This window comes from Pseudomonas fluorescens group sp. PF-1, assembly GCF_054481335.1.
In genome coordinates this window covers 825,387-842,493 of record NZ_JBTMNG010000001.1, presented here as the reverse complement: position 1 = coordinate 842,493, position 17,107 = coordinate 825,387, and the positions used below count along the sequence as shown (strand labels likewise).

Here is a 17,107-nt window from a genome sequence, read left to right as displayed (position 1 = left end):
TTGCAGGCGATGATCACTCAGGTGGTGGCTTCGGTGCAGAGCGTCAGCGATTCGTCGGAACACACCGCCGACATCGCCATTCGCACCAACACCGGGGTGCACAAGCAGATGGCCGAGATTGACCAGGTTGCCACGGCGGTGCACGAAATGACCGCCACCGCCCAGGACGTGGCGCGCAATGCGACCCAGGCTGCACAAGCCGCCAGCCACGCGGATCAGGCTGCCAGCCAGGGCATGCAAATCGTCCGCGACACCTCGACCTCCATCGGCGCACTGGCGCTGGAAATCGGGCGCGCGGTCGGTGTCGTACAGACCCTGGCCAAGGACAGCGAGAACATCAACGCAATCCTCACCGCCATTCGCGGGATCGCCGAGCAGACCAACCTGCTGGCCTTGAACGCCGCCATTGAGGCGGCACGGGCCGGTGAACAGGGGCGCGGTTTTGCGGTGGTGGCTGACGAAGTGCGCAATCTGGCGCAGAAGACCCAGAAAGCCACGGAAGAAATCCAGACCATGATCCAGCAGTTGCAACAAGGCACGCGGGATGTGGTGCGGGTGATGGAAGATAGCCAGAATCGCACGGACGAAAGCGTGCAACACGCGGCAAAAGCGGCGGAGGCGCTGGAAACCATCACCAAAGCGGTGTCGGTAATCAATGACATGAACACCCAGATCGCCAGCGCCGCCGAGGAGCAAAGTGCGGTGGCCGACGACATCAACCGGAACGTGATCAACATCGGCCAAGTGGCCAATGAAGTGGCCGGCGGCGCGGATGAATCGAGCGCGGCCAGTGCGGATCTGACCAAGCTGGCCGAACAGCAGCGGCGGTTGATCAATCAGTTCAGGGTTTGATTCGAGGGCCCTCATCGCTGGCAAGCCAGCTCCCACACAGACCTGTGGTGTTCACAAATCCACTGTGGGAGCTGGCTTGCCAGCGATGGGGACGGTCCAGTCGCCCAAGAACTCAACCCGGCGTCAAACACTCCGGCCCATTGAGCTTCGGATCATTGACCATGTTCGCCAGTACCCGTTCGCGCAAGGCGGCGGGCTCGCTGGCCAGCAATGCCTGCAAGGCATGCAATGGCGTTTCGGGATCGAGCCAGATGTCCTGCGCCGCCGCATCGAGAATCAACGGTCGGCGCTGACTGGCGGCCGGCTGGGTAATCACGGCCGTACTCAACCACACCTGTTCCTGCACCGGATACGCCTCCCAGATGGCCGCGAAAAACAACGATGAGCCCTCCCCTGGCGTCAACCAGTACGGGCGTTTGCGCGTGGTGCCGCGCCATTCGTAGAAACCGTTGGCCGGCAACAGGCAGCGACGTTCGCGCAAGGCCTGGCGAAACATCGGTTGTTCGGCAACGGTTTCGGCGCGGGCGTGGGCCGGGGTGCGCGACAGATCGGTCAGCCAGGGCGGCGTCAGGCCCCAACGGGCACGGGCCAACTCGCGCTGACCGTCCGCACCGGCACGCAGCATCAACACCGAATCATTGGGGGAAATGTTCCACTGCGCCTGCTGATCGGCGGGAAAACCGGGCAAGGCCGCAAAGGCGGGATTCCAGCGAAACAGGGCATAACGTCCACACATGGGGCAACACGACTCTTGATCAAACGAACGCCAGCCTAACAGACCAGCGTGCCGGGAAAACTGTCCGGTTCATCGCCGGACAGCGGCAGCGCGGCATTGTACGCGGTGATCAGCTCCCGGGCGTATTGCGCCTGATCGTTCTCCACCGCCAATCCCAGCAGGCCGAAGATCGGCAGTTCGCCGGCGCCGCCCACCAGATCCCGACCGACCAGATGCGCCTCGATGCCCTCACTGGCCAGCATGCTTTGCAGCAACTCGCCTTCCATCAGGTTTTCCGGTTCGTAGATGCGCTGCATAAAGGGCTCTCACTCGTTTTCGCCATGCACGTCGAGCATCCATTCCTGACCATCGGTTTGCAGCGTGAACACAATCGGCCGACAACACACGGGACAGTCCTCAATGTACTGCTGATCACCGCCAGACAAGTCCAGAACCGCCTCGCAAACTTCACCACAATACGGACATTGATAATGCTCGGTTTCCAGCATCGCGGTCTCCCAGGTGACTTGTGCGTATAATCGCCGGTCTATTTGCAGGGCTATTTTTGTCTGACTACTTTTCAGACCGTGCCCCGTCGGTTTTCGATCAAAACCTTTACTTACCCTAGCCGTTTCCAACAAGAGAGCATGATGGGCGAATTCGATGCCATCCGACCTTACGACGACAGCGAAGTCCCAGCGGTGCTGGCACGGTTGCTCGGCGACAAGGCGTTTCTAGATATCCTCACCCACTTCCGCTTCCCGCGTTTCGCTGGCGCTTTAGGCTGGGCGCTCAAACCTCTTATAGCTCATCGGCTGCGTCGTGAGTTCGCCGGCGTCAATTCGGTCGCCTCGTTGCAGGACAAAGTCGAGGTGTATGTCGACCACACCATCGAGAGGGCCACGGACGGTGTGACGTACACCGGCGTCGAGCAGTTCAAGTCCGGCAGCGCCTACGTGTTCATCGCCAACCACCGCGACATCGTGATGGACCCGGCTTTCGTCAACTACGCCGTGTACCACGCCGGCCTGCCGACGCCACGCATCGCCATTGGCGACAACCTGCTGCAAAAGCCCTTCGTCAGCGACCTGATGCGCCTGAACAAGAGCTTCATCGTGCACCGCTCGATCAGCGGTCGCCGCGAGAAGATGGCGGCGTACCAACTGCTCTCCGCGTACATCAATCATTCGATCCGCAACGATTGCGCCTCGATCTGGATCGCCCAGGCCGAGGGCCGGGCCAAGGACGGCGACGACCGTACCGAGTCGGCCATCCTCAAGATGTTCCACATGAGCCGCAAGGACGAGCCATTTGGCGAAGTCATTCGCTCGCTGAACCTCACGCCGGTGTCGATCAGCTACGAATACGACCCGTGCGACCTGGCCAAGGCCCGTGAGCTTTATATCCGAGCCACCACCGGCAGCTACACCAAAGTGCCAGGCGAGGACGACGTCAGCATCGCCAAGGGCATTACCGGCTACAAGGGTCGGGTCCATGTGAACTTTGCCGCACCGATCACCGAGCTGTTCGAAGACACCAAGCAACTGGCCGTCGAAATGGACAAGCAAATCCTCGGCGGCTATCGCCTGTTCCCGGTGCACTACCTCGCCTATGCGCAATGGAAGGACGCCGACCCGCAATTGCAGGTACCGAGCGCCGCCAAGATATTCCCGGCCGACGAACTGGCCAAGGCCCAGGAGCAATGGCAACAGCGCCTGGACGCCTGCCCCGAGGAGCACCGCCCCTTCCTGGTGGTGCAATATGCGACGCCGGTACGCAATCAGTACCGTGTGAAGGCAGGATTGCCGCTGTAAAGCTGTTCGCGGATACGACAACGGCGCCTTTGGGCGCCGTTTGTTTTTTCTGATCAACCCACACAGGGTTCAGGTCAACTTCAGACCCGCGTGCTGATCCACGACACCAGCAACGCCAACCCCAGGCAGGCAAAACCGAAGCTGTAGAAAAACCGGTTCATGCGCACGGTCGCGCCATCAAGAAACAACATGGGCTCATCGATGCGACGGCTCTGGCTATGCGCCTCGAGGCTGGCCATCGCGCGCTGCTCGCGGCGGCGGGTCGCGTGCAGCAGCCATCCGCCGGGGCAAGCAAAGAGCAAGGCCAGCAGATTGATCAATTTGGCGGGATGGGCGGTAAACAGCGTCATCAAATGCAGCGACATCATGGGCCTCGGGGGAAACAGATGTGGCAGACGCCGAACCGACGACCGCGCGCGAATTCTACCGAAAGCCTGGGCGTCTGCCCGCTCTTTCCGACAAATAACAAGCATTTGACCAACGGTTGCCCTGCGTCACGGCATCGTCATCTGTATCGGTCAGTCTGTCGCCCCTCGAAACCGACAGGGACCGTGTCATGTTGCACGCAGAAAACCAGGATCGCCTCTACCTCATCAATCACAGCGACGAACAACAAGCCCTCGTCGGCAGCCTCGCCTTCAACGTTCAGGACCGCCATTGGCTGGTGTATTGCGCGCTGGGCGGCCATCAACATGCCGACTTGCCCGAAGCGGATTTGCTGACGGGTGTGAGTGTGCTGGATTTTTACTCGCAAGCAGCTTGATACGACGTCCCCCTGTAGGAGCGAGCCTGCTCGCGATGGTCGTTAACGATTACGCGGGGTATCTGATGCCCCCGCGGCGTCCTCAAGTCCATCGCGAGCGGGCTCGCTCCTACAGGGGCTCGCATTACTCGCCGAGAATCTGCCCCACGGTCGGGTCCTTGAACAGTCGGGTCAAGGCATCGCTCAACACGTCGCTAACCAGTTTGGTGTTGGTTTCCTGGTTCGGCGCCATGCCGAAACGCTGGTCCAGGGATGAACCATAACGACCGCTGTAGCGACGATTGGCGTTCTGCACATCGGAGCGGAAGGTCGCACCGATGGTCGCCTCGGTCACATACATGCCTTCTTTGGGCGACTGATACTTCAGCTCGGTCAGGGTCACGGTCAGTTGTGGCGCATTCATCGCGTTGGCTGTCGGGGTGAAGCCCAGCAGGCGCACGGCGGCTTCGGCCTGAGCCTGCAACTTCGGCAGGATCTGCTGGCCTTGCACGGTAATCGCGCTGGTTTCCGGGTACAGGCCACCACGGGTGCCCAGGGTCGGCGACGGACGGCCGTCCACCACACGCACCACCACCGGCTGACCGTGGCCCACCGGCGCCAGTTGAGCGGTGAGCTTGGGTTCCGGGCTCAGTTGTTGCGGACTGTGGGCGCAGCCGACCAGCGTCAAGCTGGTCACAGTGATCAAACCGAACAACAGGCGTTGCAACATGCTCTTCTCTCCAGAATCAGGCACAAACAGGCCGGCAGTATAGCGGTGCGCCACTGCGGCTAACTAGGGTCATGCAACGATTACTGAAATCTCTGACACACCCTCGCCCACGCGGTTCCTGTCACACATTTTTCATCCGCCATTCACTTGTGTGTCACGACTGGCTGCCACCTTTGTCGGTAACCACCCAAAAGGTAATCCGCCATGCGCTTTCTCGTTTCGCTGTTCACCCCACGTCCGCGCCACCGCAGCTTTGCCCTGCTCGACAGCAAGGGCCATTGCCAGGCATTCAAGCAATGCAGCCTTCAACCGATGGGCGATGGCTGGGTCGAAATCGAAGAAATTCGCCTCAACTGGTTGCACCGACCTCTGCCCGCTGGCGCCCGCATCAGTCAGCATCAATCCCGTTCGCGGGTGCAACATCTGCTAACGACCTGACCAGACGCCTAATAAAAGTCATTAAACACGACCATTTCCCTGCATTTCTTAGATACAATCTCCCCCCGATTATAAGGACGTCTCCTGATCGGGCCTCGCAGCATCGTCAATGCCCAGGTATTGGCACCCCGCACCGCCCACAGAGAGCCGCCCACACAGATCGAGTGAAGCTGGCGCGCTTGCTGTTTTCTTCGGCAAAACCTCCACTTACCGCGAATCTGTAGAGCTGTCATTACGCTCGGTCACTGAGCTGTTTGCCCGTTTTGCCTGCCATGGTTTCCCTGGCGGCAAGCCATCCGGGCACGGTGCCAGGCTGGGACAGCCCTTTTTTGAGGTTCACGTCTTCAAAAGAGCGTGAAAAAAACGGGTTTTCACAACTTCACAAGAGTGTGGCGAGCAAATGAATAGTTTTGCGTCTGAACATGCACCATTAGCGTCTACAACAGCCCAACGACACAGGATCGAGTACTCCTCGAACACCGGAGCCTGAAGCCTGTCCGCTACGGATTTGGTTGCACAAACGGATGTATCGACCATAAGTCGAATTGCCTCCCGCGCGCTGAAATGAGTTCATATGGCTCATAGGCCCGGCAGGTAGCGTCCGTCGAAGTTGCGAAAAATTGCGAAGATTCGGACATGGCGATCCTGGCCATGAGTACCTGGGGCATCACTGACACGCCCCGGAACGCCTGGCAGCCATGCCGTCAATTTGGTGCTGCAGATTTTGGAGACGCGTTAAATGGCGCATAACGAAGCAGTCGACGTAGTACTGGTTGGGGCCGGCATCATGAGTGCCACCCTCGCGGTACTGCTCAAAGAGCTCGACCCCGCGATCAAGCTGGAAGTCGTCGAGCTGATGGATTCCGGTGCTGCGGAGAGTTCCAACCCCTGGAACAACGCCGGCACCGGTCACGCTGGCCTGTGCGAGTTGAACTACACGCCCCAGGCTGCCGATGGCACCGTCGACATCAAGAAGGCCGTGCACATCAACACCCAGTTCGAGGTGTCGAAGCAATTCTGGTCGTACCTGACCAAGAAAGGCACGTTCGGCTCATGCAAATCATTCATCAGCCCGGTTCCACACCTGAGCTTCGTGCAGGGTGAAAGTGGTGTGTCGTTCCTCAAGGAACGCTTCAAGGTGCTGAGCAAGCACCACGCCTTCGCCAGCATGGAATACACCGAAGACAAGGCTAAAATGGCAGAGTGGATGCCATTGATGATGCCTGGCCGCGACCCTGGCGAAACCCTCGCCGCCACCCGCGTGATCAATGGCACCGACGTCAACTTCGGCGCCCTGACCAACCAGTTGCTCAAGCACCTGACCAGCGCACCCGATGCCCAGGTCAAGTACTGCAAGCGTGTGACCGGCCTGAAGCGCAATAACGGCGGCTGGACCGTCAGCATCAAGGACGTCAACAGCGGCAGTTCCCGTGATGTCGATGCCAAATTCGTTTTCCTCGGTGCTGGCGGCGCGGCGTTGCCACTGCTGCAAGCTTCGGGCATCGAAGAGAGCAAAGGCTTCGGCGGCTTCCCGATCAGTGGCCAATGGCTGCGTTGTGACAACCCGGAAGTGGTCAAGCATCACCAGGCCAAGGTCTACAGCCAGGCTGCCGTGGGTTCGCCACCGATGTCCGTACCGCACCTGGACACCCGGGTCGTCGATGGCAAGAAGTCCCTGCTGTTCGGACCTTATGCCGGTTTCACCACCAAGTTCCTCAAGCACGGTTCCTTCATGGACCTGCCGATGTCGGTTCGCGCCGGCAACATCGGCCCGATGCTCGCCGTGGCAAAAAACAACATGGACCTGACCAAGTACCTGGTCAGCGAAGTGATGCAATCGATGGAACAGCGTCTGGAATCCCTGCGCCGCTTCTACCCGGAGGCGAAAGCCGAAGACTGGCGCCTGGAAGTGGCTGGCCAACGGGTACAGATCATCAAGAAAGACCCGAAGAAAGGTGGCGTCCTGCAATTCGGCACCGAACTGGTCGCCGCCAAGGACGGTTCCCTGGCCGCGCTGCTCGGCGCCTCGCCGGGTGCCTCGGTGACCGTTTCGATCATGATCGAGCTGATCGAAAAATGCTTCCCGGGCAAAGCCAAGGGCGAATGGGCTGCCAAACTGGCAGAAATCTTCCCGGCCCGTGAGAAAGTCCTGGAAACCGACGCTGCGCTGTATCGCAAGATCAACGCGCAGAACAACGTCGCGCTGGAACTGGTTGAAGCAAGCAGCGAAACCGAAAGCTACGCTTGATTGAGCCACACAAAAAACGCCCCGTTCTCATTGAGAGCGGGGCGTTTTTTTATGGGCGGTCAACCTATCGTTGTAGCGACGGAGCTTGCTCCTTCGCTACAAATCAGCCGCGCGCTTTCTCGATCAGCTCGATGTAATCCGCTGCGTTGCGCTGATCCTTGATCAGGGCGACAAAATCATTGCCGTGCTCGTCCTTGCCGTTCAGGTCCAGACCGGCCTCGACGAAGAACGTCAGAAAACGCTCGAAATCATCGATACGCAGGCCACGATAAGCCTTGACCAGTTTGTGCAACGAAGGCGAAGTGGCGTCGACCGGTTCGAAATCGAGGAACAACTTGATCTGCTCATCGCCGATCTCGTCACCAATCACTTGTTTCTTATCTTTACGCATTGCCGACTCCAGCTCGCAGACATTTCACGGGGCGGGCAGTTTACCCCTGCGCGGGCCCGGCACTCAACGCGGACGAACACTGCCAGTGTGAAGATCGGCCCAGATATGGCCATTGGCATAACTGAGGAACTGGCAATACACCGTGTCATTGCGTAGCAAGTCCATCACCACCCGGTAATGAGCCAGGGGGTAATAGAGTGTCAGGGTCTTGCTCTTGTCGTCGTAGGCCGGTTTTTTCAGGCTTTTGCTTTCACCGTCGAAGTTGACCAGCACCTGATTGATCGTGGCGCCCTTGTTCAAGGATTTGCCCTTGAGGCGGATCGACAGCGGCGAGGTGACCGGAATCGGTTGCTGGTTGGACTGGCGTTGCGCACCAACCACCACTGAATAGTCGGTGACCTGCATCAGTTGTTGCTGCTCAGGCGCGGCATCGCGCAGGGTCAGGTCATCCGGTGGCAGGAACTGCGCATGCATCGGCGCCGGGGCGGCGGCCAGGGGAAGGCTGAGGGTCAGCAACAGGGCGGCGCAGCAGCGGATCGAACGGCTCATGACAGGCTCCGGAATCGGGGCTGAGCACTCTAGCATGAGCCAACAGGACTGGAGGGCTGAACACATCTCTTGCAGGCTCGCTCCTGCAGGTCATGGTTCAGTCGAACTGCGCGCGCATCCAGGCGTGATACTCCGCGACACCCGGTTCACCTTCACGCGGTGCCCAGTGGGCCTGCTCGCCTTCACCCACCGGACGGTAAGGACCGGCCTTGCATTCGAACATCAGGCTGTCGGCCTCCAGCGCCACCAGACCATGGAACACGCCTGCTGGCAGGTCCACGCCAACGCAATCGCCTCCAGCCTGCAGGACAGACTTGCTCAGCACTGCGCCGGATTCGTCGAAGATCAACAACCCCAGTTTCCCCTTGAGGACCAGCAAGGTTTCAGCCTTGTTTTCCCCCAGGTGCCGGTGAGGCGGAATATAGGTCGAGGGCTGCAACCCCACCGCCATGCGGTGACAAGCCTCTTCCATCTGGTGGAAATTGTGATGCTGGCGCCCGCGAGGGTTGGCCGCGGCTTTCTCGGCCAGCTCAGCGAACAGCGTTTGATCAAGAAAGCTCGCGTTGGTCATGGTCTTACATACCCTTGACGGCAAAAATCCCGTTGGCGTTGCGCCAGTAGCCTTTGTAGTCCATGCCGTAGCCGAAGATGTAACGGTCGATGCACGGCAGACCGACGAAGTCGGCCTTGAGGTCCGGACGCGCCTTGCGGTCATGGTCCTTGTCGATCAGCACGGCAGTGTGCACTTTGCGCGCGCCGGCGTGTTTGCAGAAGTCGATGATCGCGCCCAGGGTGTGACCTTCGTCGAGGATGTCATCGATGATCAGCACGTCGCGGTCGATGAACGACACTTCCGGCTTGGCCTTCCAGAACAGTTCGCCGCCGCTGGTTTCGTTGCGATAGCGGGTGGCGTGCAGGTAGGAAGCTTCCAGCGGGAAATGCAGATGGGTCAGCAGTTTGCCGGCGAAAATCAACCCGCCGTTCATCACACAGAACACCACCGGATTGCTGTCCGCCAGTTGTTCGTTGATGTGCGCACCGACGCGAGCGATGGCCGCCTCGACTTCAGCTTCGGTGTACAGGCAGTCAGCCTCTCGCATGATTTGACGGATATGCTCGAGATCAGCGGACATGGTGCTCTCCAGGGGGTGACGGATTCGGGAAAAGCGGGCAAAGGTACGCATCAAGCGAGGTCAGATCAAGCGTTTGTGGACTAACGTACTGAATGTCTATAGGACAACACCCTCGGATAGATTAATCTAGGCCGGTTTTTTTGCCCGCCGCCGGAGCCTTTCCCATGCCCATCCTCGAGATCCGCCATCCGCTGATCCGTCATAAACTTGGCCTGATGCGCCGCGCAGACATCAGCACCAAGAATTTCCGTGAACTCGCTCAGGAAGTCGGCGCCCTGCTGACCTATGAAGCCACCAAAGACCTGCCGCTGGAAACCTACGATATCGAAGGTTGGTGCGGCACGGTGTCGGTCGAGAAAATCGCCGGCAAGAAAATCACTGTAGTACCGATCCTGCGCGCCGGCATCGGCATGCTCGAAGGCGTGCTGAGCCTGATCCCGGGCGCCAAAGTCAGCGCCGTGGGCGTTGCCCGCAACGAGGAAACCCTCGAAGCCCACACCTATCTGGAAAAACTCGTACCTGAAATCGACGAACGGCTCGCGATGATCATCGACCCGATGCTCGCCACCGGCGGCTCGATGGTCGCCACCATCGACCTGCTCAAGAAAGCGGGCTGCAAGGACATCCGCGCCATGGTGCTGGTGGCTGCGCCGGAAGGCATCGCCGTGGTCGAGAAAGCTCACCCGGACGTGACCATCTACACCGCTTCCATCGATGAAAAATTGAACGAGCACGGTTATATCATCCCGGGCCTGGGCGATGCCGGTGACAAGATCTTCGGCACCAAGCAGAAGGACGCTTGACCATGCAGGATGAGTTCAACGATCCGCTCTGGCGCACGGTACTGTCCGGCGCACAGATGCTGTTCGTGGCCTTCGGCGCCTTGGTGCTGATGCCTCTGATCACCGGCCTGGACCCGAACGTGGCGCTGTTTACCGCCGGCCTGGGGACGATTCTGTTCCAGATCGTCACCGGGCGTCAGGTGCCGGTGTTCCTGGCCTCGAGCTTTGCCTTCATCACCCCGATCATCCTCGCCAAAGGCCAGTTCGGCCTGGCCGCGACCATGGGCGGCGTGATGGCGGCCGGTTTCGTCTACACCTTCCTCGGCCTGGCCGTGAAGATCAAAGGCACCGGTTTCATCGACCGTTTGCTGCCGCCCGTGGTCATCGGCCCGGTGATCATCTCCATTGGCCTGGCCATGGCGCCGATTGCCGCCAACATGGCGATGGGCAAGGCCGGTGACGGCACTGAGCTGATTCATTACCAGACGGCGATGATGATCTCGATGCCAGCGTTGCTGACCACCCTGATCGTCGCGGTGTTCGGCAAAGGCATTTTCCGCCTGGTGCCGATCATTTCCGGCGTGCTGGTGGGGTTTGCCATGGCGTTCTACTTTGGCGTGGTCGATACCGCGAAAATTGCCGCCGCCCCCTGGTTCGCCATCCCGCACTTCACTGCGCCGGAATTCAACTGGCAGGCGATCCTGTTCATCGTTCCGGTGGCCCTGGCTCCGGCCATCGAGCACATTGGCGGTGTGATTGCCGTGGGTAGCGTGACCGGTCGCGATTACCTGAAAAAACCCGGCCTGCACCGCACCCTGCTCGGCGATGGCATTGCCACCACCGCTGCCGGCCTGTTCGGCGGTCCACCGAACACCACCTACGCCGAAGTCACCGGCGCGGTGATGCTGACCAAGAACTACAACCCGAAAATCATGACCTGGGCGGCAATCTTCGCCATCAGCCTGGCGTTCATCGGCAAGTTCGGCGCACTGCTGCAAAGCATTCCGGTGCCGGTGATGGGCGGGATTCTCTGCCTGTTGTTCGGCTCGATCGCGGCCGTGGGCATGAACACGCTGATTCGCCACAAGATCGACCTGGGCGAAGCACGCAACCTGGTGATCGTGTCGGTGACCCTGGTGTTCGGGATTGGCGGCGTACTGGTCGGCACCGGCACCGGCCCCGATGACTTCGGCCTCAAAGGCATCGCGCTGTGCGCGGTGGTGGCGATTGCGCTGAACCTGATTCTGCCGGGCAATGACAGCTGGAAGCACAAGAAGGCGGATGAGCCGCTGCTGTAACAGATGATCCCCTGTGGCGAGGGCGCTCGCTCCCTCGCCACAGGTTGTAGGCCTACAGCGCCAACGGCGCTCGCTCGCACAACGCACTCAACGCCCGCGCCCACTGCGGGTCATCGTTGAGGCACGGCACCAGCACCAACTCCTCGCCGCCCGCTTCGCGGAATTGCTCCCGTCCGCGATCACCGATCTCCTCCAGTGTCTCGATGCAGTCGGCGACGAACGCCGGGCACATCACCAGCACCTTTTTCACGCCACTCTTGGCCAGTTCGTCGAGGCGCGCTTCGGTGTAGGGTTCAATCCATTTCGCGCGGCCCAGTCGCGATTGAAATGACACCGACCACTTGCCGTCCGGCAAGCCCATGCGCTTGGCAAATTCAGCCGCGCTACGCAGGCATTGGGCGCGGTAACAGGTCGCCAGGGAGGCCGGCGAAGCATTCCTGCAGCATTCGTCATTCTTGAAGCAATGCTGGCCGGTCGGATCGAGCTTGGTCAGGTGGCGCTCAGGCAACCCGTGAAAGCTCAACAACAGGTGATCGTAGTCCTGTTGCAGATAAGGTTTGGCGCTGGCCACCAGGGCATCGAGGTATTCCGGCTGATCGTAAAACGGCTGGAGCACCGACAGTTGCACGTCGAGTTTCTTTTCGCGCACCACCCGCCTGGCTTCTTCGATCACCGTGGTGGTGGCGCTGTCGGCGAACTGTGGATAAAGCGGCGCCAGGGTGATTCGCTTGATTCCTGCCGCCACCAGACGCAGCAGCGACGACTCAATGGACGGTTCGCCATAACGCATCGCCAGCTCCACCGGGCCATGCTTCCAGTGGGCAGTCACGGCCTGTTGCAGGCGACGGCTGAGCACCACCAGTGGCGAGCCCTCCTCCCACCAGATCGAGGCATAGGCATGGGCCGATTGCTCGGGGCGCTTGATCAGGATCAGCGACACCAACAAGCGCCGAACCGGCCATGGCAGGTCGATCACATACGGGTCCATCAAAAACTGATTGAGGTAGCTGCGTACATCCGCCACCGAGGTGGAGGCTGGTGAGCCCAGGTTGACCAGAAGCAATGCGTGATCCGTCATGCAACATCCTATTTCAGAGGCGGCCGGACAGATCGTCCAGGGCCGCGCGCAAATCAGTGAACTGGAAAGTGAAACCCGCCTGTAGCAAACGAACCGGAGTGGCTCGCTGACCGCCCAGCAGTAACAATGACAACTCGCCCAGGCCGATCTTCAATACAAAGGCCGGCAACGGCATGAACGCCGGGCGGTGGAGCACGCTGCCCAACGTTTTGGCAAATTCGCGATTGCGCACCGGCTTCGGTGCGCAGGCATTATATGGACCGCTGGCTTCATTGCGATGCAGAAGAAAATCAATCAGGGCGATTTGGTCGTTGATATGGATCCATGGCATCCACTGGCGACCATTGCCAATCGGGCCGCCCAACCCTGATTTGAATGGCAACAACAGCCGCGACAAAAAGCCGCCTTCGGCCGACAACACCAGCCCGGTGCGTATAAGGATCACACGAATCCCCAAAGCCTCGGCGCGCTGCGCGGTTTCCTCCCAGGCGGTGCAAAGCTGACTGGCGAAATCTTCGTTGATCGGTGGTGATTCCTCGGTCAGCTCGCGCTCGCCACCATCACCGTACCAACCGACCGCCGACCCGGAAATCAATACCTGTGGCTTGTGCTCACGGCCTTCAAGCCAGGCCAGCAAGGTTTCAGTCAGGGTGATACGGCTGCTCCACAACAAGGCTTTGCGTTTGTGAGTCCATGGACGGTCCGCGATCGGTGCGCCGGCGAGATTCACCACGGCATCGACGGGGGCGGCGCCCAGGTCTTCGAGCCGAGCGATTCCACGCACTTGATCGCCACAGATTTTCGCGACTTTTTCAGGCGTCCGGCTCCAGACTGTCAGGCGATGCCCCTGACTCGACCAGTGTCGGCAGAGCTGACGTCCTATCAAACCAGTACCGCCGGTCAGCAATATGTGCATGACATCTTCCTCACGTGGCGTTTTACCCTGATCACTAGTCTATTTTTATAAGCAAGGGATCTTTTGGTATCGGGCAGGCTCTGTGTTTAACAATAGGCCAAGCTGTCAGAACAAGAACGCTAAAAGTTATACCAAAAAACAATATTGTACAGGTTTAAACCCCGGCGTAGTCTGTACAGAAAGGTAAACGAGGCCCTTATGACTGTACCTATCGCGATCATCGGCACCGGCATTGCCGGATTATCCGCCGCACAAGCCCTGACAGATGCAGGGCATGTCGTTCAACTTTTCGATAAAAGCCGCGGCAGTGGCGGACGCATGTCGAGCAAGCGTAGCGACGCGGGCGCCCTGGACATGGGCGCACAATATTTCACCGCTCGCGATCGCCGCTTCGTCACCGAAGTGCAGCGCTGGCAAGCCAACGGCTGGGTCGCCGAATGGACGCCGCAGCTGTACACCTTTCATGGCGGCCAGCTCAACCTGTCACCGGACGAACAGACCCGGTGGGTCGGTACGCCGCGCATGAGCGCCATCACCCGCGCTTTGCTCGGCGACCTGGAAGTGCATTTCGCCTGTCGCATCACCGAGGTCTATCGCGGCGAAGAACACTGGCACCTGCAAGACGCCGAAGGCTTCACCCATGGTCCCTTCAGCCATGTGGTGATCGCCACGCCGGCGCCTCAGGCAACCGCGTTGCTGGCCTCCGCGCCGAAGCTTGCCGGTGCCGCCGCCGGGGTGAAAATGGACCCTACCTGGGCGGTCGCACTGGCGTTCGAAACCCCGCTGGACACCCCCATGGAAGGCTGTTTCGTGCAGGACAGTCCGCTGGACTGGCTGGCACGCAACCGCAGTAAACCGGGCCGCGACAACACCCTCGATACCTGGGTGTTGCATGCCACCAGCGCCTGGAGTCGCCAACACATCGACCTGCCGAAAGAAGCCGTGATCGAACAACTGCACGGCGCCTTCGCCGAGTTGCTGCACAGTGCCATGCCCGCCCCGAGCTTCAGCCTCGCCCACCGCTGGCTCTATGCCCGTCCCGCGAGCAGCCATGAGTGGGGCACGCTGGCCGATGCCGACCTGGGCCTGTATGCGTGTGGCGACTGGTGCCTGTCCGGACGCGTGGAAGGCGCCTGGCTCAGCGGTCAGGAAGCCGCCCGCCGCTTGCATGAGCACCTCCAGTGAACCGCATCAACCCAAACAAGTTGCTGCTGTCGAAATGGACAGCAGCCCATCCGCAAAACCGCGAGAAACACTTTCTGGTGACCGAGCTGATCCGCAACGACGAAGGGGAGGTGCTGGAGGTCGAGTTGCAAGCGGTGTTGACCCAACGCAGCGAACAGCTCAAGTGGCAGGCCCTTTGCGATAAGGATCACTGGAAGTTCGGCTGGCTGTAGGCACGCCTCGGAAAAACTTGTGCAAATTGTTTGACTTGTACACCTTTGAATCTATGATGAACCTATGTTGTACAGATCGTGACATCTGTATAGGTTTTGATTTTGAGGTGCTCCAATGCTCCCATCTCCTGCCAAACCAAAAATCGCCATCAGCGCCTGCCTGATGGGCGCAGAAGTGCGCTACAACGGCGGGCACAAGGAATCGCGACTGTGCAGCCGCGTCCTCACCGACTACTTCGATTTCGTGCCGGTCTGCCCGGAAGTCGCGATTGGCCTTGGCATTCCCCGGGAGCCGATCCGGCTGGTGGGTGATCCGAATCAACCCGAAGCCGTCGGCACGATCAACCGCGAGATCAATGTCACTCAGCCATTGGCCGATTACGGCCGCAAAATGGCGGCCGAGCTACGCGATATCAGCGGCTACATCTTCATGCAGAAATCGCCGTCCTGCGGACTGGAGCGGGTCAAGGTCTACCGCGCCAATGGCGCACCGCAGGACGGTGGCGGCCAAGGCATCTATGCCCAGGCGTTTTGCTCCTTGCATCCGGATTTGCCGGTGGAAGAAGACGGCCGACTCAACGACCCGGTGCTGCGCGAAAACTTTCTCACCCGTGTATTCGCCTACAGCGAATGGCAGCAATTGCTGAAAGAAGGCCTGACCCGACGCGGTCTCACAGACTTCCACTCGCGCTACAAATACCTGCTGATGGCCCACAACCCGGTGCAATACAAAACCCTGGGCAATCTGCTGGGCAGCATGGGCCGCACCGACCCGAAGGTGCTTGGCCCACGCTATTTCAGCGAGTTGATGGCAGCCCTGAAAAAATGCGCGACCCGCCGCACCCACACCAACGTTCTGCATCACATCAGCGGTTACTTGAAACAGGCAATCAGCGCCGAGGATAAACAGGAAGTGCAACACGTCATTGGCCAGTACCGCCACGGCATCGTGCCATTGGTGGTGCCGCTGACGCTGCTCAAGCACTACTTTCGCCAGCACCCGGACCCATACATCGCGCAGCAGGTTTACCTGCAACCGCACCCGGAAAACCTCAGCCTGCGAAACGCCATCTGATGAAAGTCCCTCTCGACAGTAGCGCCAGCGAAGACCTTGGCGCCGATTTCAAGAAAGCCCTGGATGAGGGCTGGCTGCCGATCCGCGAAGTGGCCCGGCAAACCGGGGTCAACGCCATCACCTTGCGCGCCTGGGAGCGACGCTACGGCCTGATCGTGCCGCAGCGCACGCCCAAGGGGCATCGACTGTTCTCGACCGAACATGTGCAACGCATCCTGACCATCCTCACCTGGCTCAATCGCGGCGTGGCCGTCAGCCAGGTCAAGCAATTGCTCGACACCCCGCAAGACTTCAGCGAGTCCGCGGAGAACGATTGGCAGCGTCTTCGCCAGACCTTGTTGCAAGCCGTTGCGACGTTATCCGAGCGCACCCTGGACGACACCGTCAACCAGGCCATGGCCCTGTATCCACCGCGGACCTTGTGCGAACAACTGCTGATGCCATTGCTCACCGACCTGGAGCAACGCTGGCAAGGCCAGTTCGGTGCGCAAATGGAGCGGGTGTTTGTGTATTCCTGGCTGCGCAGCAAATTCGGCGCGCGCATCTACCATAACAATCGTCAGCTACACACCGCGCCGTTGCTGTTGATCAACCACTCGGACCTGCCCCTGGAACCACACCTGTGGCTGACCGCGTGGCTGATCAGCAGTGCCGATTGCCCGGTGGAAGTGTTCGACTGGCCCCTGCCCGCCGGCGAACTGGCGCTGGCGGTCGATCATCTGCAACCCCGTGGCGTCCTGCTGTATTCCAGCAAAGCCATCACGCCTTCGCAGCTGCCGAAACTTTTCAATGGCGTGAGTTGCCCAAAAATGATCGCCGGACCAACGGTATGCATCCACCACGCCGAGTTGTCCGTAAAAACATCAGAGATCGCTGATCTGTACGTGGCTGAAGATCCTTTGGCAGCTCATCAAGTACTGGTTCAGCGCGGGCTTATTTAATGCGGGCA

At 59.9% G+C, this 17,107-nt stretch carries 22 protein-coding genes; 11 read left to right on the top strand and 11 right to left on the bottom strand.

What is annotated here, in order from left to right; genetic code table 11:
- The first annotated feature begins 9 nt into the window (after positions 1–9).
- A complete protein-coding gene (locus ACX3YD_RS04080; protein ID WP_458946224.1) occupies positions 10–852 on the top strand; it encodes a methyl-accepting chemotaxis protein in 843 nt (280 codons plus the stop codon).
- A 112-nt stretch (positions 853–964) separates the two neighbouring features.
- Here the strand turns inward: ACX3YD_RS04080 and ACX3YD_RS04075 are convergent, their stop codons facing one another.
- Genes ACX3YD_RS04075 through ACX3YD_RS04065 form a run of 3 tightly spaced genes read right to left on the bottom strand, consistent with a single transcriptional unit; the run spans position 965 to position 2,076 of the window.
- Complete coding sequence (locus ACX3YD_RS04075) at positions 965–1,588, bottom strand: SOS response-associated peptidase (protein ID WP_047533082.1); 624 nt, start codon at positions 1,586–1,588, stop codon at positions 965–967.
- 35 nt (positions 1,589–1,623) lie between these two features.
- Positions 1,624–1,884: a putative signal transducing protein gene (locus ACX3YD_RS04070; protein WP_103405134.1), complete on the bottom strand. Its 261-nt coding sequence runs from the start codon at positions 1,882–1,884 to the stop codon at positions 1,624–1,626.
- Positions 1,885–1,893: 9 nt separating this feature from the next.
- Entirely contained in the window at positions 1,894–2,076 is a 183-nt protein-coding gene (locus tag ACX3YD_RS04065) for a CPXCG motif-containing cysteine-rich protein (protein ID WP_047533087.1), read from the bottom strand.
- A 141-nt stretch (positions 2,077–2,217) separates the two neighbouring features.
- On the opposite strand from ACX3YD_RS04065, the gene ACX3YD_RS04060 reads away from it, so the two are divergent.
- On the top strand, positions 2,218–3,381 hold the full coding sequence (locus ACX3YD_RS04060; protein WP_177329333.1) for a 1-acyl-sn-glycerol-3-phosphate acyltransferase: 1,164 nt from the start codon (positions 2,218–2,220) through the stop codon (positions 3,379–3,381).
- An 80-nt stretch (positions 3,382–3,461) separates the two neighbouring features.
- On the opposite strand, the gene ACX3YD_RS04055 is transcribed toward ACX3YD_RS04060, so the two are convergent.
- Positions 3,462–3,746: a hypothetical protein gene (locus ACX3YD_RS04055; protein ID WP_458959314.1), complete on the bottom strand. Its 285-nt coding sequence runs from the start codon at positions 3,744–3,746 to the stop codon at positions 3,462–3,464.
- Between the two features lie 191 nt (positions 3,747–3,937).
- Between ACX3YD_RS04055 and ACX3YD_RS04050 the strand changes: the two genes are divergently transcribed.
- The gene (locus tag ACX3YD_RS04050) at positions 3,938–4,144 is read left to right on the top strand and encodes a hypothetical protein (RefSeq protein ID WP_047533094.1); all 207 of its coding nucleotides are present in this window, start codon (positions 3,938–3,940) and stop codon (positions 4,142–4,144) included.
- 124 nt (positions 4,145–4,268) lie between these two features.
- Here the strand turns inward: ACX3YD_RS04050 and ACX3YD_RS04045 are convergent, their stop codons facing one another.
- Entirely contained in the window at positions 4,269–4,853 is a 585-nt protein-coding gene (locus ACX3YD_RS04045) for a YajG family lipoprotein (protein ID WP_090325093.1), read from the bottom strand.
- Positions 4,854–5,057: 204 nt separating this feature from the next.
- Between ACX3YD_RS04045 and ACX3YD_RS04040 the strand changes: the two genes are divergently transcribed.
- Together ACX3YD_RS04040 and mqo are read left to right on the top strand one after the other, a co-directional pair.
- Positions 5,058–5,291, top strand: a complete 234-nt coding sequence (locus ACX3YD_RS04040) for a hypothetical protein (RefSeq protein ID WP_047533099.1) — start codon at positions 5,058–5,060, stop codon at positions 5,289–5,291.
- 739 nt (positions 5,292–6,030) lie between these two features.
- Positions 6,031–7,539: a malate dehydrogenase (quinone) gene (mqo, locus tag ACX3YD_RS04035; RefSeq protein ID WP_103405131.1), complete on the top strand. Its 1,509-nt coding sequence runs from the start codon at positions 6,031–6,033 to the stop codon at positions 7,537–7,539.
- Positions 7,540–7,642: 103 nt separating this feature from the next.
- Here the strand turns inward: mqo and ACX3YD_RS04030 are convergent, their stop codons facing one another.
- The 4 genes from ACX3YD_RS04030 to ACX3YD_RS04015 all read right to left on the bottom strand — a co-directional run bounded on the left by ACX3YD_RS04030 (position 7,643) and on the right by ACX3YD_RS04015 (position 9,612).
- Positions 7,643–7,930 (bottom strand): PA4642 family protein, encoded by a 288-nt coding sequence (locus ACX3YD_RS04030; protein WP_090465008.1) that lies wholly within the window; start codon positions 7,928–7,930, stop codon positions 7,643–7,645.
- Between the two features lie 63 nt (positions 7,931–7,993).
- The gene (locus ACX3YD_RS04025) at positions 7,994–8,479 is read right to left on the bottom strand and encodes a hypothetical protein (protein ID WP_090465012.1); all 486 of its coding nucleotides are present in this window, start codon (positions 8,477–8,479) and stop codon (positions 7,994–7,996) included.
- A gap of 97 nt (positions 8,480–8,576) precedes the next feature.
- Positions 8,577–9,050 (bottom strand): WbuC family cupin fold metalloprotein, encoded by a 474-nt coding sequence (locus ACX3YD_RS04020; protein ID WP_458959313.1) that lies wholly within the window; start codon positions 9,048–9,050, stop codon positions 8,577–8,579.
- Positions 9,051–9,054: 4 nt separating this feature from the next.
- The gene (locus ACX3YD_RS04015) at positions 9,055–9,612 is read right to left on the bottom strand and encodes a hypoxanthine-guanine phosphoribosyltransferase (RefSeq protein ID WP_047533108.1); all 558 of its coding nucleotides are present in this window, start codon (positions 9,610–9,612) and stop codon (positions 9,055–9,057) included.
- Positions 9,613–9,776: 164 nt separating this feature from the next.
- On the opposite strand from ACX3YD_RS04015, the gene upp reads away from it, so the two are divergent.
- On the top strand, positions 9,777–10,415 hold the full coding sequence (gene upp / locus ACX3YD_RS04010; RefSeq protein WP_047533111.1) for a uracil phosphoribosyltransferase: 639 nt from the start codon (positions 9,777–9,779) through the stop codon (positions 10,413–10,415).
- A 2-nt stretch (positions 10,416–10,417) separates the two neighbouring features.
- The gene (locus ACX3YD_RS04005) at positions 10,418–11,692 is read left to right on the top strand and encodes a uracil-xanthine permease family protein (protein ID WP_047533114.1); all 1,275 of its coding nucleotides are present in this window, start codon (positions 10,418–10,420) and stop codon (positions 11,690–11,692) included.
- 52 nt (positions 11,693–11,744) lie between these two features.
- Here ACX3YD_RS04005 and hemH read toward each other — a convergent pair whose 3' ends face one another.
- Positions 11,745–12,770 carry a ferrochelatase gene (gene hemH / locus ACX3YD_RS04000; RefSeq protein WP_458959312.1) on the bottom strand — a complete coding sequence of 342 codons (1,026 nt, stop codon included), beginning with the start codon at positions 12,768–12,770 and terminating at the stop codon, positions 11,745–11,747.
- A 13-nt stretch (positions 12,771–12,783) separates the two neighbouring features.
- Positions 12,784–13,686, bottom strand: a complete 903-nt coding sequence (locus ACX3YD_RS03995; RefSeq protein ID WP_458959311.1) for a TIGR01777 family oxidoreductase — start codon at positions 13,684–13,686, stop codon at positions 12,784–12,786.
- Between the two features lie 198 nt (positions 13,687–13,884).
- Between ACX3YD_RS03995 and ACX3YD_RS03990 the strand changes: the two genes are divergently transcribed.
- From ACX3YD_RS03990 to ACX3YD_RS03975, 4 genes are all read left to right on the top strand, one after another.
- On the top strand, positions 13,885–14,871 hold the full coding sequence (locus ACX3YD_RS03990) for an NAD(P)/FAD-dependent oxidoreductase (protein WP_047533123.1): 987 nt from the start codon (positions 13,885–13,887) through the stop codon (positions 14,869–14,871).
- Positions 14,868–15,083 (top strand): TIGR02450 family Trp-rich protein, encoded by a 216-nt coding sequence (locus ACX3YD_RS03985; RefSeq protein ID WP_103405127.1) that lies wholly within the window; start codon positions 14,868–14,870, stop codon positions 15,081–15,083. Before ACX3YD_RS03990 ends, ACX3YD_RS03985 begins: the two co-directional genes overlap by 4 nt.
- A gap of 115 nt (positions 15,084–15,198) precedes the next feature.
- The gene (locus tag ACX3YD_RS03980; RefSeq protein ID WP_458959310.1) at positions 15,199–16,158 is read left to right on the top strand and encodes a YbgA family protein; all 960 of its coding nucleotides are present in this window, start codon (positions 15,199–15,201) and stop codon (positions 16,156–16,158) included.
- Positions 16,158–17,099, top strand: coding sequence for a MerR family transcriptional regulator (locus tag ACX3YD_RS03975; RefSeq protein WP_103405125.1), 942 nt, complete (start codon positions 16,158–16,160; stop codon positions 17,097–17,099). Before ACX3YD_RS03980 ends, ACX3YD_RS03975 begins: the two co-directional genes overlap by 1 nt.
- The last annotated feature ends 8 nt before the right edge of the window (positions 17,100–17,107 follow it).

Bases quoted from the DNA above. Each gene is read 5' to 3' on its own strand.
- ACX3YD_RS04080 (WP_458946224.1), top strand. From the start codon at position 10: ATGATCACTCAGGTGGTGGCTTCGGTGCAGAGCGTCAGCGATTCGTCG.
- ACX3YD_RS04075 (WP_047533082.1), bottom strand. From the start codon at position 1,588: ATGTGTGGACGTTATGCCCTGTTTCGCTGGAATCCCGCCTTTGCGGCC.
- ACX3YD_RS04070 (WP_103405134.1), bottom strand. From the start codon at position 1,884: ATGCAGCGCATCTACGAACCGGAAAACCTGATGGAAGGCGAGTTGCTG.
- ACX3YD_RS04065 (WP_047533087.1), bottom strand. From the start codon at position 2,076: ATGCTGGAAACCGAGCATTATCAATGTCCGTATTGTGGTGAAGTTTGC.
- ACX3YD_RS04060 (WP_177329333.1), top strand. From the start codon at position 2,218: ATGGGCGAATTCGATGCCATCCGACCTTACGACGACAGCGAAGTCCCA.
- ACX3YD_RS04055 (WP_458959314.1), bottom strand. From the start codon at position 3,746: ATGTCGCTGCATTTGATGACGCTGTTTACCGCCCATCCCGCCAAATTG.
- ACX3YD_RS04050 (WP_047533094.1), top strand. From the start codon at position 3,938: ATGTTGCACGCAGAAAACCAGGATCGCCTCTACCTCATCAATCACAGC.
- ACX3YD_RS04045 (WP_090325093.1), bottom strand. From the start codon at position 4,853: ATGTTGCAACGCCTGTTGTTCGGTTTGATCACTGTGACCAGCTTGACG.
- ACX3YD_RS04040 (WP_047533099.1), top strand. From the start codon at position 5,058: ATGCGCTTTCTCGTTTCGCTGTTCACCCCACGTCCGCGCCACCGCAGC.
- mqo (WP_103405131.1), top strand. From the start codon at position 6,031: ATGGCGCATAACGAAGCAGTCGACGTAGTACTGGTTGGGGCCGGCATC.
- ACX3YD_RS04030 (WP_090465008.1), bottom strand. From the start codon at position 7,930: ATGCGTAAAGATAAGAAACAAGTGATTGGTGACGAGATCGGCGATGAG.
- ACX3YD_RS04025 (WP_090465012.1), bottom strand. From the start codon at position 8,479: ATGAGCCGTTCGATCCGCTGCTGCGCCGCCCTGTTGCTGACCCTCAGC.
- ACX3YD_RS04020 (WP_458959313.1), bottom strand. From the start codon at position 9,050: ATGACCAACGCGAGCTTTCTTGATCAAACGCTGTTCGCTGAGCTGGCC.
- ACX3YD_RS04015 (WP_047533108.1), bottom strand. From the start codon at position 9,612: ATGTCCGCTGATCTCGAGCATATCCGTCAAATCATGCGAGAGGCTGAC.
- upp (WP_047533111.1), top strand. From the start codon at position 9,777: ATGCCCATCCTCGAGATCCGCCATCCGCTGATCCGTCATAAACTTGGC.
- ACX3YD_RS04005 (WP_047533114.1), top strand. From the start codon at position 10,418: ATGCAGGATGAGTTCAACGATCCGCTCTGGCGCACGGTACTGTCCGGC.
- hemH (WP_458959312.1), bottom strand. From the start codon at position 12,770: ATGACGGATCACGCATTGCTTCTGGTCAACCTGGGCTCACCAGCCTCC.
- ACX3YD_RS03995 (WP_458959311.1), bottom strand. From the start codon at position 13,686: ATGCACATATTGCTGACCGGCGGTACTGGTTTGATAGGACGTCAGCTC.
- ACX3YD_RS03990 (WP_047533123.1), top strand. From the start codon at position 13,885: ATGACTGTACCTATCGCGATCATCGGCACCGGCATTGCCGGATTATCC.
- ACX3YD_RS03980 (WP_458959310.1), top strand. From the start codon at position 15,199: ATGCTCCCATCTCCTGCCAAACCAAAAATCGCCATCAGCGCCTGCCTG.
- ACX3YD_RS03975 (WP_103405125.1), top strand. From the start codon at position 16,158: ATGAAAGTCCCTCTCGACAGTAGCGCCAGCGAAGACCTTGGCGCCGAT.